General features: G+C 54.9%; 12 protein-coding genes. 7 read left to right on the top strand and 5 right to left on the bottom strand.

Annotated elements, in window-relative coordinates; translation table 11 throughout:
- Positions 1-4: 4 nt before the first annotated feature.
- Entirely contained in the window at positions 5-625 is a 621-nt protein-coding gene (locus SH573x_RS22150) for a sigma-70 family RNA polymerase sigma factor (RefSeq protein WP_479349978.1), read from the bottom strand.
- Between the two features lie 772 nt (positions 626-1,397).
- Between SH573x_RS22150 and SH573x_RS22145 the strand changes: the two genes are divergently transcribed.
- The 7 genes from SH573x_RS22145 to SH573x_RS22115 all read left to right on the top strand — a co-directional run bounded on the left by SH573x_RS22145 (position 1,398) and on the right by SH573x_RS22115 (position 9,641).
- On the top strand, positions 1,398-1,655 hold the full coding sequence (locus tag SH573x_RS22145; protein WP_479349977.1) for a hypothetical protein: 258 nt from the start codon (positions 1,398-1,400) through the stop codon (positions 1,653-1,655).
- A complete protein-coding gene (locus SH573x_RS22140) occupies positions 1,615-1,899 on the top strand; it encodes a hypothetical protein (protein ID WP_479349976.1) in 285 nt (94 codons plus the stop codon). Before SH573x_RS22145 ends, SH573x_RS22140 begins: the two co-directional genes overlap by 41 nt.
- Before the next feature lie 3 nt (positions 1,900-1,902).
- Positions 1,903-2,115, top strand: coding sequence for a hypothetical protein (locus SH573x_RS22135; protein ID WP_479349975.1), 213 nt, complete (start codon positions 1,903-1,905; stop codon positions 2,113-2,115).
- Between the two features lie 735 nt (positions 2,116-2,850).
- Positions 2,851-3,450 (top strand): ferritin-like domain-containing protein, encoded by a 600-nt coding sequence (locus SH573x_RS22130; protein ID WP_479349974.1) that lies wholly within the window; start codon positions 2,851-2,853, stop codon positions 3,448-3,450.
- Positions 3,451-3,525: 75 nt separating this feature from the next.
- Positions 3,526-4,443 carry a DUF4394 domain-containing protein gene (locus tag SH573x_RS22125; protein WP_479349973.1) on the top strand — a complete coding sequence of 306 codons (918 nt, stop codon included), beginning with the start codon at positions 3,526-3,528 and terminating at the stop codon, positions 4,441-4,443.
- Between the two features lie 38 nt (positions 4,444-4,481).
- On the top strand, positions 4,482-5,999 hold the full coding sequence (locus SH573x_RS22120; protein WP_479349972.1) for a tetratricopeptide repeat protein: 1,518 nt from the start codon (positions 4,482-4,484) through the stop codon (positions 5,997-5,999).
- 444 nt (positions 6,000-6,443) lie between these two features.
- On the top strand, positions 6,444-9,641 hold the full coding sequence (locus tag SH573x_RS22115; RefSeq protein ID WP_479349971.1) for a bifunctional serine/threonine-protein kinase/formylglycine-generating enzyme family protein: 3,198 nt from the start codon (positions 6,444-6,446) through the stop codon (positions 9,639-9,641).
- Between the two features lie 63 nt (positions 9,642-9,704).
- Here SH573x_RS22115 and SH573x_RS22110 read toward each other — a convergent pair whose 3' ends face one another.
- The 4 genes from SH573x_RS22110 to SH573x_RS22095 form a co-directional block, all read right to left on the bottom strand.
- Positions 9,705-10,907: a DUF790 family protein gene (locus SH573x_RS22110; protein ID WP_479349969.1), complete on the bottom strand. Its 1,203-nt coding sequence runs from the start codon at positions 10,905-10,907 to the stop codon at positions 9,705-9,707.
- Positions 10,873-12,270: a DEAD/DEAH box helicase family protein gene (locus SH573x_RS22105; RefSeq protein ID WP_479349968.1), complete on the bottom strand. Its 1,398-nt coding sequence runs from the start codon at positions 12,268-12,270 to the stop codon at positions 10,873-10,875. The genes SH573x_RS22110 and SH573x_RS22105 overlap by 35 nt, the downstream gene beginning before the upstream one ends.
- Positions 12,271-12,991: 721 nt before the next feature.
- Positions 12,992-13,798: a pyrroline-5-carboxylate reductase gene (gene proC, locus SH573x_RS22100; RefSeq protein WP_479349967.1), complete on the bottom strand. Its 807-nt coding sequence runs from the start codon at positions 13,796-13,798 to the stop codon at positions 12,992-12,994.
- 25 nt (positions 13,799-13,823) lie between these two features.
- On the bottom strand, positions 13,824-15,107 hold the full coding sequence (locus SH573x_RS22095) for a 3-deoxy-D-manno-octulosonic acid transferase (RefSeq protein ID WP_479349966.1): 1,284 nt from the start codon (positions 15,105-15,107) through the stop codon (positions 13,824-13,826).
- Positions 15,108-15,233 lie beyond the last annotated feature (126 nt).

The following is a 15,233-nucleotide window of genomic DNA, read 5'->3' as shown; positions in this document are numbered from 1 at the left end:
ACACTTACGATTGCCAGCTTCCCATACGTTCACGGATTCGCGTCAAAGCCCGCGTATAACGTTTGGCCGCTGCCGCTACCGATATATTCAACAGTAGTGCAGTTTCACTGCGCGTCAGTTGTTCGACATGTCGCAGCATGATGATCTCGCGATCGATCGGTTCCAACTCTTCCAGGATCGTTTTCAGCTCATGTGATAGTTCTTCGCCAACCATCGCACTGAGCGGCTCGATATCGGAGCCGATCAACAAGCGGGCCAGGTCGACGCTACTGGTGGTGAACATATCGCCGATTTGAATTTCGCGACGTGGATCGCGCTGCTTTACACCCAAGTGTTTTCTCTGGAGATCGCCTAGCGTCCACAGCGTGATGCGTCGTAACCATAAAAAGGGTGGTAGCGCTGCTAGTGTCGCGTCCTCTTCGGCTGAATGTGGTTCTTTGGATGCATCCAAACGGATAAAGACTTCTTGCACGACATCGCTATCATCGACTCGTTGCCAAACGCGTCGATCGAGCCGCATCGCAGTCAGGCGCTTCAGCCGCGGACGATATAGCTCGATGAGTTGGGCGAGCGATTGTCGATCGCCAGACCGAGCCTGGGCGAAAAGTTGAAGTTCGTCTTCCATGGTAAACATTGTATCGCGGCCTGAACAAGTTGCAGCCAAGAAATTGAGAGACAATTGGAGTATGGATGTGGCCTGCCTCCAGACTAGCTTTAAACAATTATTTTTTGAATTTTGCGATTTTGGGTGTCCCGAATGGGCAGTGTTTCGAAGGATTTAACGTAAGGGGGTCCGCGCATGCAATCTGGAAGGCTGCCGTCGAAGCCCACCGTACCGTTTTTCCCATGGTCGCTTGATGACCAATGGCTTGTCTGACTGTCTATCTATTCGGCCTGACGGATGCCGACCGAAAACCGAGTCTAAGGCCGGCGACGAAGAAGGAACCGAGGCTCACCCCTACTGCGAAAGAGATCGTACAGCTTTTAACTATCGAAATACAAAGGCCTTAGGGTGGCACTGGCTATGCGCAGCATTGCCAGTGTTTGGAACGAAGTGGTGCGGTTAGCGAGCGTGCTTGAGCAGCCAATGTAAGCGAAGTTGTGCTCGCACCTTTTGGGGAGACATTACTGTGACCGGTTTGGTCTTTCGAGAATGAACCACCGCGCATGTCCGAACTGGCAAGCTCTATGCGTCAGCTAGTGGGTCCAGTTCTGCTGCCATCACCTTCTCCGCTACCGGTAGTCAGACCGTATACGGTCGCGTCTTTGATAAAGACGGCGCCCAGTTGACTCTTCAAATTCCGGTGACGGTCGCGCAGTCGGTGAGTGTTACGATCGCGGGCCCGGGTCAAGCGGCTGTTGGGCAGTCGGTGAATTTCCAATTCGCTGGAGTAGGCATGCCCGCCAATGCGCAACTGATGTTCGATTGGGGAGAAGGCAGTTCGACGACTCGACCTATTGGATCGGGCACTGTGTTAGTGACCAATAGTTACTTGACAGTCAGTTCACCTGCAGGCTACTTGATTCGCGCTATCGCACGTTCGACTGAGGGTGTGACGCTGGCCGAGTCTACGCACATGACCTTGGTTAGCTCGCTGTTGGTGGTAAACGAGAATGGTGACCATGTTTTATGGTGGTGCCACAGCCGGCGCTGATGCCATATCGGTTCGCCGCCTCAGCGCAAACAGTATTGGAGTCAAACTTTCGGCGACGGGCAGTGAGAGCGTCTACCAGGTGGGAGACGCCAGCGACGCAGTTGATCGAGTGGTGCTCTATGGACTGGCCGGTAACGACACGCTCGAGGTGGCAGCGTTCCTGGTCGGTCGGCCGCCGTTTAAAGGAGCGACCGCTTGGGAGGTGATCGAACAGGTTCGCACGGCGAAACCGGTTCGTTCCTAGGAGATGACGCATCGTTTTGCAGCTGCCTATGCTGATGCGTTAGGCAATCAACAATTGACTATCGAGCACATGCGCTTGTCCATTGCAAACTTGAAAACGCTGGTCGAGATGCACCCAGGTGGAATTCGGTATCAAAAGCCGCTGACGCTAATGTACGAAGTCTTGGGTGACTACTTGGTGAAGTTCATTATGCCCGATGAGGCACGCACGCTATAGCGACCTGAACCTTGTGACTACTGATTTCTACTTTGGCCCCCTGCGGGCCCTCTCTGGTTTCGAAGAAGTCATCCAGCCACTGCGCACCTAATAACGCGTGACCGGGGGGCGAACGTCACCTCCCCCGTCGCGCGCAGAGCTGGGGGAGGTCGCAGACGAGGCGTTCAGCCTTCGTCTGCGGTAGGGGGCACTGCGCTAGGCAAGCCCCCCTGCGGTGCAAATCACCTCTACTTCTAAGACCCCTCCCGAATCTCGCAAAGCCTCGATTCGACCTCATGCTGCGCATGGAGAGGTGACCGTCACTCCCCTGGCGCGCGTGTTCGCCCTCCCGCCCGTAGTGACGGTCGGTATGCAACCACCTGGAATGACTGACAACCGCTCAGAATGACTATGGCACAAGATGATTGCACATCGCGCACGCAGACCGGGCTTTTATGTAACTAATATTTAATCACTTTGCAAAATTAGCATCCAGATTGATCGAGAAAAATACATATCGCAACTAAAGCCAAAGATTTACAGACTGCGCAAACTAACAGGCCTGTCGATTGCTTTTGGGCTCAGCCGTGTTCGGGTATTTCGTGCTCTTTATGCTGAGACAACGTTATGGAAGTCCATGGTGCATCGAATCGAGTGGCGGTCGAGGGTGTTGAGGATGTTGACGCTAATGCTGCAGAGGGGACAAGGCAGGCGAGTTTATCACTGGGTCGACGTGACTTTTTGAGTCGAGGCGCAATGCTGACTGGCGCAGTGGCTGGTGCGGCATGGGTCTTGGGCAGTGACGAAGGTGTGGCTCAAGCGCCTGGACCCGTGACGGTGCGAGCTCAGATTCAATTATTGCGGGATCACGAAAACGATCACGTTGCAGCGCTGGTGGCGGCGCTGGGCGCCAATGCGCGACCCAAGCCGAATTTTCAGAACCTGCAACAACCGAATCTCTTTCAGTTCTTGACCGTTTCGCGCGCTCTGGAGAACACGGGCGTCGGTGCCTATCTGGGGGCAACTCCAGCTGTATTCGATGGTGGCATTTTGGCCGCGGCAGCCTCGATTGCTTTGGTCGAAGCTCGACATGCTGGCTTTCTAAATTCTTTGCAGTCACGTCCGATGACCGAAAATGTTTTTGGACAGGAACTGTCGTTTGAACGTGCGCTGACGATTGACGAAGTTGTGCAGCAAGCCGGTCCGTTCATCGCTGACTTAAATGGTGGTCCACCGCTTACGTTCAGCTCCACCCCGTCGGCGGCTAATGATATTGATATTCTGAATTTTGCTCTGGCACTGGAGTACTTGGAAGCAGAGTACTACAACATCAACGTGCCGCTCTTCTATGCATAACTGCCTCTGGCAAGTTTTTAACCGCAGGTGTCAAAGCCTGCGGATCTTTTTGGTCCTCTCATTTAAGGTAAGCTCATGCGGCTCAAGGTATGTTCACTGCTAGTGTTTTTGACAACACTAGGGAGCGTTGCCAATTTGGCACGCGCGGAATTGTTGCTGGCGTTAACGCAAGGCAACCAGATCGTGTCGTTCGATTCAGCAAATGCCGGAACGACAAGTAGTGTGGCGATCACCGGACTGCTGGCCGGCGATGTTCTCAGCGGGATTGATGCTCGCCCGTTTAATAACAACCTGGTGGGTTTTGCAGTCAACGGCACAACCGGTCGACTGTACAACATCGATCGGGTCTCGGGTAACGCTACGCTGAGTTCAACATTGGACCAGGCAGTCAATGGCAGCTTCTTCGGTGTCGACTTCAATCCAACTGTGGATCGTTTGCGCATTGTCAGCGACGCTGGCCAGAACCTGCGCGTGAATGTCGATACAGGGGCGACATTGGTGGATGGAAATCTTCAGTTTGCGGCTGGTGATCCTAACGTTGGTACACCACCACAAGTTGTGGCGGCTGCGTATACCAACAACATCCAAGGTGCGGTTGGGACCACGCTGTATACGCTGGATCTGTCGACGCAGAGCCTGCTGACACAGCTGCCTCCCAATGCAGGCACGCTGAACACGGTGGCTTCGTTGTCGAACATTCTTTTCCCGGAAGCATCGTTTGATATTTCGGGAGTTACTGGGGTGGCGTACGCAATTTTAAATGGATTTGAGTTGGCCTCGATCGACCTGGCAACCGGGGTGGCAACTAGCTTGGGGGCGATCAACGCTCCCGGCAACATCATTGGTCTCTCGGCTCCCGTAGGCATCACTGCGGTGCCAGAGCCCACCAGTATGTTGCTAACGGTTTTGGGGTCTGTTGCACTACTGGGTGCGAGAGCTCGGAGGCGTTCCTCATGTGCTGATGAGAAGACAAGCAACTCGCTTGTGTCGTAATGCTGTGCATGAACCCCGACAGATGTAAGTGAGTAAATATGGGACGCAAATTTCGCACCTGGGGCCAGCGCTTGCGGGCATATGGCCAGAGACTTTTGCCTGGATATCATTCCACCGAGTCTCTCAGAGCTGGAGCTGGAAAAAGTAGATATGAACAGCCAGTTCGGCTGGGCACGAAATTGCTCATCGGGACGGGAGTGATCGCCATTGTAACCTTGATGGTTGTATGGTGGTTTGCTCCCGGCACGGACTTACAACAATATCACCGCGAACAGCTGACAGTGGCCTTGGCAAAGGCAGATTATGTCCTTGCCAAGGACTCACTGGATGCATTGCTCCAGCATGCGCCCAAGCATGTCGATTACCGCTGGTGTTATGCGTCGATCGAAGAGCAGCTTGGCCAGACCAAGCAGGCTACCGATATGCGCGAGGCCTTGGCAGCCGAGGGATATGGGCCGGCAATTTTGTGGCTGGCAGATCGCGATTATCGCTTGAACGAAAGTGAAACTTGGTCCGACGAGCAACATGAGCGGTTTGTTAGCTTGCTGAGCACCAATGAAAAATGTTCTGCCGAAACCAAAGTTGAACTCAACAAACGACTGGCATCGTACTGGACTCGCCGCGGCCAGCCTGGCAAAGCGATTGAGTCGCTTGAACAGATTTCGCAATGGCACCCCACTGCTTATGTGAATATGGCGACGCTCCATTTACAGATGGGCAACCTAGATCAAGCACAGAGCAGTGCTGGGTTGGCGCGCGCGGCACTGCAGGTTCGTCTTGATAAACAACCACAAGATGTGGATGCTCGCTTGCAGCAAGTTCGAGCGCTAATGCTCATGGATCGCGAAAGCGAAGCACTGGTCAGCCTGGCAGACGGCTTTGAGCTTACGCGCCAACCCGTCATGCAGCAAGCTGCTGGAGAAGTACTAGTGCACTGGGCTCGGCGGTTGGAGCGCGTCGAGGGGCGCGACAAAACTTTTTGGCCGAGATTGCAACTGATCCATCGAGCCAGTCAATGCGCTCCCCAAGATTCAGCGGTGTTGTACACGACCTTGGAATTGATTGCCGAGTGCCAAGCGCAAGAAGAGCAACGCTTGGGCGAACTACGCGAAGCAACCTCGCGCGGCATTGAGCGGACTGCGGCCCATTCGATGCTGGGTTGGTTGCATGCTACGGCCCTCCGAAAACCGGATGCATTACAACATCTGAAGTTGGCCATGGCGGATTCACCAGAGCTGCCGACGTTCTTGAACAACCTAGCGCTCTCGATACTGAATCGCGCGGATTTCACAGCCCACCAGGCACTGGCGGTAGTTGAGTTGGCTAGCGAACTACTGCCCGGGCAGCCACAATTTGCCGAAACTCGCGGCCGAGCGCTGATCGCCCTACAGCGTTGGCCCGAAGCGATCATTGAACTGAAGTCAGGCTTGGCTGCTGAAAAACTGCGGCCTCAAATCTATCGCCAGCTTATCTTGGCCTATCAACAGTCCGGCGATGAAAAGTCCGCGGCCCGAATCAAAGAACTGCAGCAAGCGGTGTCTGTAGAGTCAGAGTAGTTCGCACTTTGGAGTGCGGTGCCATGTGGCACCGCTTTGATGTAAGCGAAGCCTCCAGCCGCAGCCTGAGTCATTCTGAACGTTTGTGTGTGGCATAGGCTTCTAGCCTGTGTGACGAGCAGCTTCTGGCCTATGTGCAAAGGATTAGTAATTTGTAGGTAGGTTAGCAGAGAGCTTTACAGGAAGGACGGACACAGGCTAGAAGCCTATGCCACACAGGCTAGAAGCCTATGCCACACAGGCAGCACTCCAAGGAGCACTCCCGGGCGGTAAAGTGTCGCTAAAACCGCTTACTTCTGCTGCATTTGCGAGAGTTAGATGAACTCGGGGTACGGGAGGCTTGCCAGAGCCCGGCGACAATAGCAGAATCTAACTTGCGTAATGAGTAGCATTAGGAACAGTGGTATTTTGCGTTTTGGAATGTACTCGGGCAACGAGGGCCGAATGACTGCCTGCAAGACTAACGAGACTCTTGAGGCCTACGCGCGCGACCAGCTATCGGCTGAGGACGTACTATCGGTCGAAAAACATCTTCAGCAATGCGACCATTGCTGCATCGAATTAAGTCGATTGGTTCAGGTAATTGAAACCAGTGCAGACCAAGCGACGACTGAGCCAGCGTCGGCTGCGGAAATACAGCTGGATGTCGACGCTTCCAGCTCGGGTAGTCCGGCGTACCAGTGGTGGAAAGGGGCGGGGCAACACACTGCGGATCTTGTCGATCAGTCAATTCCAGAAAGGATTGGCCGTTATCGCGTCCTAAATCTGCTGGGTTCGGGCGGCTTTGGGCGTGTCTTTCTGGCACTAGATGAAAAGCTAGATCGCAAGGTGGCCATCAAAGTCCCACACACTCACGCGGCCGACTCGCAAACCCAATTAGAATTGATTCTGGCCGAAGCCAAAACAGTCGCCAATTTGGATCATCCACATATCGTGCCGATCTACGATGTGGCTAGCTGCGACGAGTTTCCGTTATACCTCGTAACTAAACTGATTGAAGGTCCCAATCTCGCGCGACGCATGCTCGATGGTGTCAGCCAAGCTGAGGCAGTGCGCTGGACAATGCAGATCGCCGACGCGTTGGCCTACGCACATGACCAGGGACTAATTCACCGCGACGTCAAGCCGCACAATATTTTGGTTGAGAAGTGCGGCAATGTTTGCCTGTCGGATTTTGGCCTGGCGTGGCGACACTCCGCTCATAGCGCAGATTACCATCGCGCGGGTACGCCGGCCTATATGAGTCCGGAACACATGGACGATGCTCAACCCGTCGATCATCGCGCCGACATTTTTTCTCTCGGTAAAGTACTAATCGAACTACTCCATCACGACTCTGAAAAACGCAATTTTGATAGTCAGGATAACCAGCAGGTAGCGAATTATGCTGGCCTCCCTAAACAGCCCTCGCGCACCATTGAGTTGCCTCCATCGCTTCCGACTGAATTGGCAGCCATCTGCAAAAAGGCGACCGCCCCAGAACCGAATGACAGGTATCAATCGGCAGCTGAGTTGATGCAAGTTCTACACGACTATGCGCTCGCATCAGGGTGGCAAACAGCATCTCGTATGCACAGTGGTTCACGCGTTCCACAGATACCATCCATGTTGTTAGCCCGCCGAACCTGGGTAGCGCTGGGTATTTTGGTGTTGCTGAGTCTCTGGGGATGGAACTACGGAAGTACGCTAACCAGGCAACGCCATGAAGCGCAATTGATCGGAGATTTTCTGGTCGCGCCGGCGGGTGAGTTGAACTTGCGCCTGGTGGAACTCAAAAAACTCAGCCCAACTGCTGAGCGAGCGCTGGCTACGGCGTGTGGTTCCACAGATTTCAACCAACGGACGCGCGCCAGTATAGCACTCCTCAAACGGAAGCCGGCATTAGCGATGGCCCTGGCTGCCGACTTACTTGATGCAGATATAGAATTGGCAAGCGTGATTGCTAAAGAACTCTTGCCACATAAGGAGCTGGTACGGGAGCAACTCTGGAGTGCATTGGCGGATGAGAAACAAGCCGTTTGCACGCGGCTCAATGCGACTGTCTTCTTAGTTCAAGCCTTCAGCGACGACCCGTTCTGGACCGCTGGGGCTGCTCGGACGGTTATTCGCTTGCTCGTTTCGGATCAAACGAGTGACGTTACCGCTTATGCACATGCATTCAAACCCATCCGATCGCTGCTGATCCCGATACTTCGAGGCATGCTGGACCCAAACGAAGTCCAACCGGACCCGGCAACGATGCGAATTTTTCACGTCTGGGACTCGCTGGTTTACGACGATATCGAAGGTAGTATCGAACTGCTGATGGAAAGTCCAGTCGACCTGGCCGATCAGATACTCAAGCGGACCACAGACAGTGCTCATTTGATCGAAAAGCTACGTGCAAAAGTTCGAGAGTTACCCGCCCAGCCGGCGGATCCGCAGGCCGCTCGCTTGCAACGCCAACGCTTCCTGGCTGCCCATGCGCTGTTGAAGCTGGGTAGGCCGGATGACTTCTGGAACCTGTGGACGCACAGCGCGGAGCCTGATCTGGCGACTGTGGCGATTTACCTGGCACACGATTCACCAGCGACCTATGCACTGGTGCTTGAGCGTTTGCTCGAGTCAAACCTGCTCCAACCTCGACACGAGGTTCCAGAGAAGCTGGAAGAGCGATTATTCTCGCCCGAGTTATCGCAACGCAGAAACTTGCTGTTGGCCATTTATCGTTCAGACCGCTGGCACAAGTTGAAATCGGTGCAAAAAGATGCCTTCCTGGCCAAGGTTCAACAGCTAATAATTCACGATGCAGATTCGGGAATGCAGGCGGTCGCTTTTTGGATGTTGAAAGGCAATACACACGTCAACACCTGGCTGGCGGAGACCTGGTTTCCCAAGGATGAAATTGCGCCTCAGCCAAACTCCAACACCTGGTCGGTCAACAGTCTTGGTCAAATCATGGTGCATATCAGCCATGCGCCCGGTATTGCCCATAGCTTTAGCCTGGCTCAACGCGAATTGGAGACACGACACTATTTGCAGTTTCTCAAGGAGACCGGCCGCAAAATCCCCACTCCGTCGAGTATGGATAATCCGAACCCGCACTTGGTGCAACGACCTGCCGCTAATACAACTTGGTACGAGTGCGCAGCGTACTGCAATTGGCTCAGTCGACGTGAAGGCTTGCAAGAGTGTTACCAGCCAAACGAACTCGGCGAATATGCTGAAGGTATGAGTATCAAAGCTAACGTGTTGAGCCTGAACGGCTATCGCTTACCCCTAAACAGCGAATGGGAAATCGGCTGTCGCGCTGGCGCCAAAACGACTTACAACAGTGGTCATTTGGAGCGTTATCAAGCAGCCTTCAGCTGGAACAAAATGACTACGAAACAGGTCTCTCCGGTCGGCTACTTGCCACCCAACGCGCTAGGCCTATTCGATATGCATGGCAACGTCAGCGAATGGACGCTGGATGATCCCACTGCTCAAAGTTTTCAATTTCGTATCCATGACCAATCCATGCGGGCCACTCGCGGTGGCCACTATGATTCGGTACCCATCGATACCGCCTGCCACCGTTTCGAAATTCACGCAGTTACCCAACGCAGCCAAACAATCGGTTTTCGCTTGGCGCGAACAATTACAAGTCAAACGACACCGTAGCCACCGTCGCCAGACGGTGGACTCGCCCGGCCGCGCAATCCACCGCTTGGCAGCGGTGGCTACCTAAAATGTCAAAGTGCGCAGCCACTCCAACACGCTTTCCACTTTGATCGCGGTCTTGTAGACGATCAGGTTGGGGGACTGCTCGAACGCTTCTTCGGCTTGACGCGAGACGACGAGCAAGATTCGATGGTCGGGGAACTTGGCAAGCGTGGCTTGTTTATGTCTGAGATACTCAGGGGTCCAGAAACCGATGATCTCGAGCATGACGCGCCGGCCGGACTGGTGATGTAACACAAAGTCGGGCATGAATACCGACTGTCCTTGATGATAGATCTCGCTTTCGCGCGAGAGCGTCCAACCTTCTCGTGGCTCGGCACCCCAGCGCTCGGCGAACTTTTCTTCGACTTGGCTATCAAATTCTTGGGCGGCCGGTACCTGGCTGGAAAGTCCGCAGCGATCATTCAAATCCAGTTGAATCAATCCGTGCCAGCGCGGTGGTCGCAACTGGGCCATCATGCGCCAGCCGCGACACGACAACAGCCCCGGTAGAAACTTGGCCATCGCCACGCCGTAACGTTGTGTATGAACAAACAGCGAAGCCGGTCCGCTCAAGTCAAAGCGATAGCCATCGGCTGTGCGCTGAATCATGTGCATCAATCGGGCTAACTTGGCGTAACGCAGGATCTGTTTGAAATCGGTGGTCGCAAAAATGGTTAGTCGAATGGCGTCGAAGAGGGCCACTTGAGTTTGTGCTACGTTGTATCGCGCCAACAAATGCCGAGGCTCGTCATAACCCTGAAAACTCTCCAGGCGATGGAACTCGATGATATCGGAGAACATTTTGGCTTCGATCTCATTCCACGACATGCCTAACTGCGCCGCGATTTGCGTCTTGGCATGTTGCTCGCCGTGCTCGAACCACTGGTCAGCGTCGCTGACCAATGGATGCAGCGCGGCGGCAGCTTGATATACTTTCTGCCTCAATTTGGCGACCGCGGACGAATCGTCATGTTGATAGACGCTGACTTCGTCCAGCAGTTTGCAGAAGGCATCCATTCGCCGCGGAGGACAATCCACTTCGTGCGCAAAGATGCGATGTACCGCGCGATGGATTTCGCGCCGAGTCAGTCCGAGACTTTGCTGGTACAGGTCGCCCATGCGCTGAGCGTAAGCCAAATAGTGCGCGTGCTTTTTGGCCGTTAACTTATCAGGGTACGCATGCGTTCCCCTATACTCGACGATGGCGAGTTCCCGCGTAAGCATCGGTGGATCGGCGTTTCCGTGATCTGACTGTTTCGTTGGTATCCTGGCAAACAACTTCGTATAGGATAGCCGAATGCGAACCGGATTTCCTTAGAATACGCCCCAACCGTTGTTGCGCCTGCTTGGTCGAAGCCATGCCACCGATCACCACCGCCAACTTGACGGCCGGGATGTCAACGCCCTCGTCGAGGACCTGGTTGGCCACGATGGCTGGATACACGCCATCGCGCAGGCCTTCGAGGTAATCCAACCGCTCACGCTTGCCGCAATGACTGAGCAAACAAGGAATCAGAAAGCGCATCGATACGGCTCGGGCCATGGCATTACTGCCAGCAAAGATCAGCATGGGTGAGCCCAGATGCAAACGAAAGAGATCTTCGAGGATGCGCAACTTTTCCTCTGCACGATCTTCGATAGCTTGCTTGGCTCGATAGGCTTCCAAGGCTTTGCGACAAGCCAAGTCGGACGCGGAATTGGCGCAAAGCTTCTCCCAGGTGAAGTTCGGATCTTTTTCCAACTGGTCGAGCATAAAGCTCTGCACTTCTCGTCCAAGAGATTCGTAACGCGCCTGCTCCGCTTCACTCAAATGCACCGGAATGCGAACAACCGTGTAGTCAGCTAACGAACGCCCACGAACTTCATCGATTTTTAGTCGATACAATTCCGGTCCAATCAATTCATCGAACAGCGAATGCCGTCCGTCGGACCGTTCGGGGGTTGCCGACAGTCCTAATCGCCAAGGTGCGATCGACATCCGCGCGGCATCGCTGCGCATCATGCCCGGTAAGTGATGGCACTCATCAAAGATTATAAACTTGAAACGATTGCCTAACTTAGGCATGTGGATGCAAGCACTATCATAGGTCGTGCAGGAGACTGCTTTGACATTGAATGTACTGTCACCGATGATGCCGGCATCGTAGTCGAGAGCTCGCAGGATGCGGGCGTGCCATTGGTACATCAAGTCACGAACCGGCGCGACGACTAGCGTACTGCATCGCGACTCGGCCATCAGCCTCAGCGCCACCTCCGTTTTGCCGGTACCGGTGGGCATGACAATTAATCCGCGTCGCCCGCCCAACCAACTTTCGACCGCGGTCTGTTGCTCGGCGCGCAACTGGGGCAGATTGACATGCGCGTAATTGACTGTCTGCCACTGCGGGACGTTATCGATCGTTCCGATAGTCTTGTCAGCCAGCGCTTGCGAGATAGTGGGATAGTGCATCGCGGAGGCTCGCCACGACTGACTCCGCGCGTCCCAACTCCACATGGAGCCTGCAAAGACCTTGTCCAGGGCAGCTTTGTTCCAGCCGCTGAGCGTCAACGTGCCTTGATCAAAATTGAGTTCAGGTTCATTCGGCATATAGCCGCATTATAGTTGCACAACCAAGCCGCGGGCGTTAGCCCCGGTTTCCACGAGTAGTCGCCAGGGGACAGACCCCGGCTTCGTAGAGCGGCTGTCCCCAGCCGCTCAGCACCTGGCAAGCAAGTATCTTCCGACCGCAGGTCTTTCCCCGATCTCCGCGTGCAGTCGTCTGTCCTCGATCAACCGTCCCCGATCTCCGCGTGCAGCGCGTCTGTCACCGATCAACCGGGGGACAGAGCAGAGCAGCCTGGGGGCAGTCCCCGAAAGCGCTAGTGCTGTCGCGAGGGGACAGACCGTACCGACCACCAGTCGACCCACGTCTGTCCCCACATGCGCCAATGCTGGCAATTGATTTTCGCTATGGGCTGATGACGAGGGACAGACCACCAATCGCTGTGCGTCTGTCCCCAGGCCAGCGTGCATTGCTAGCACGAGTATTCGCGCGGGGACAGACCCCCGACAATGCAGACGCCTCCACTTCGGTAACGAGCCCCCTCCCGGAGCCAAGCTTAACGCTGGCTCCGACCTCCCCCAAGCAAAGCTTGGGAGAGGTGACAGAATGCCCTCCGTACAGCTTTTGACTATCGAAATACAAATGCCTTAGGGTGGCACTGGCAATGCTGCGCATAGCCAGTGCCACCCAGAACCCTTAAAGCTGTGTAATTGAACAACTTAAAAGCTGTACGATCTCAGTACATTGGGGGAGAACCGGGAGAGGTTACTGGCCTAGTTCTTTTGAACGGGCGGCGGCAGCGGCGATCGCTTCAATGAAGCCGCTGCGCACGGCGGCTTTTTCCAGTACGCGCAGGCCCGCGATGGTTGTACCGCCTGGACTGGTGACTTGATCGCGCAGCGCGGCTGGATGTAGACCGGTTTCCAAAACCATTTGGGCTGCGCCCAAGACGGTCTGCGCTGCCAGTTTAAGTGCCAGGTCACGCGGCAAACCTTGTACTACTCCGCCATCGCTGAGCGCATCGATCATCAAGTACACGTAAGCCGGTCCAGATCCACTCAGTCCCGTAACAGCATGCATCAAGTTATCGGGCACGCGCACCGACAAGCCGACTGAGCCCATCAACTGTTCAACGAAGCCGATATCGTCTTCCGTCGCACCTGCGGATGTCGAAATGCCCGCGGCTCCTTGACCAATTTGAGCGGGAGTATTGGGCATCACACGAATGATGCGCTGGCTATCGAGCAAGGTTTCAAGCTGTACTAGAGAGAAGCCGGCAGCGATCGAAATCAACAAATGTTCGCGACAACCTGCTTTCCGCAGTTCACCACAGACGGCTGCTAGAACTTGAGGCTTGACCGACAGCACAGCCCGCTGGGATAGCTTTAAGGTCTCCGTGGCGCTGACCACGAGGCGGGCCGAGGGAAAACGCTCTTTCAATTTGTTGCGTTGAGCTTCGAAGGGCTCGGCAAAGATCAAATCGGATTCGGCCAGCAAACCAGACTTGATGGCTCCGGCTGCCAGGGCTGTGGCCATTTGCCCACCACCGATAAACGCTAATGCTTTACTCATAAAGTATTTCTATTGCAGGTGCGTGTTAAACGAGCAGATAGTCTAGCAATTGGCAGGTGCGCGCAGTGGCGCCTTGGTGAGATCGTATTAACTCGATGGCGCTTTCAGCATTAGCGCGGCCCAGTTCTGGGTCGGCCAGGTGTTGATCCAGCCAGCCTTCGATCGAGTCCAAATTTGGTAGTTGCCAGGCCGCTTGACGCAACAATAATTGCTTAACGATCTCTCGAAAATTTGAGGTATTCGGGCCAAATGCGACCTTGGCACCATACGCAGAAGGTTCCAACATGTTCTGTCCGCCGCGCGCTCCGAAACTGCCACCCACAATAGCCAGTTCCGCCAGTCCCCACCACCACTTCAGTTCCCCCACGCTATCGGCCAACAAGACTTGCCAGTCGCAACTGGCTACGCTGCCGGTGAGTTGACTGCGCCGCAAAACTCTGAGGCTGCTAGAGCTGAGCAGCTGATGGACTTCGTCAAAACGTTCAGGATGCCGCGGCACGACGATCATTTTCAAGTTGGGATACCGCGGCAGCAGTTGTTCCACAGCGCGCATCGCGCCCGCTTCCTCAGGGTCCTGCGTGCTGCCTACAACGACCACCCGCTCGTGCCCGGTCAGTCCCACCAGCTGCGCGCGACGTTGCACTTCGACATGCTGGCGGTCGGCATTCACGTTATCAAACTTCAGTGATCCGGAAACATGGACTCGGTCAGCTGGTACACCGAGTTGGCAGAAACGATCCGCAGTTGCTTGATCTTGTGCAGCCACCAGGCTCAACTGGCTAAACGTCCCACCAACCCACAAACGAAAGCGCTGGTAGCCTCGAAAACTACGATCGCTCAGCCGTCCATTAACGACCGCCACCGGAATATTCTGTTGACGGGCCAGGCCCACCAAGTGCGGCCAAACTTCAAGCTCACCGAGCACGATCAGTTCCGGTCGCGTGCGTTTAAGAGCTTGATGGATGGCCCATGAAAAATCGAGTGGGCAGTAGAAGCACGTGGTTTGCGGCAGAGACTTGCGGGCCACTTGCATACCCGTAAGCGTTGAAGTCGATAACAACACTTGCCGATGATTGGCCGCTTGGGTGCGAGCAAAGTACTCGACCAACGGCCGCAGGAGTTGCACTTCACCCAGCGATACACCGTGAAGCCAAATGCTGGTTTGACTGGGATCGAGTTGCGGTACGCGGCCAAGCAATCGCTGTTGCCAGCCTTCGCGATAGCGACCAGTGCGCGCGGCCCGCAAAGCCAAAAATGGCGCTGCCGCCGTTAGCAGCGAAGCATAGCCGACATCCAATGCCAGGCCCATTTGTTGTCCCCTCCCTGTGAAGCCTGGTTTTACCTTGGTGGCATAGGCTTCTAGCCTGTGTCTAACATGTAGCATAGGTCTGAACACACAGGCTGGAAGCCTATGCCACAGTTAACACAGGCTGGA

Source organism: Rania fehmarnensis, assembly GCF_056494185.1.
This window is presented reverse-complemented; position numbering and strand designations above follow the sequence as displayed.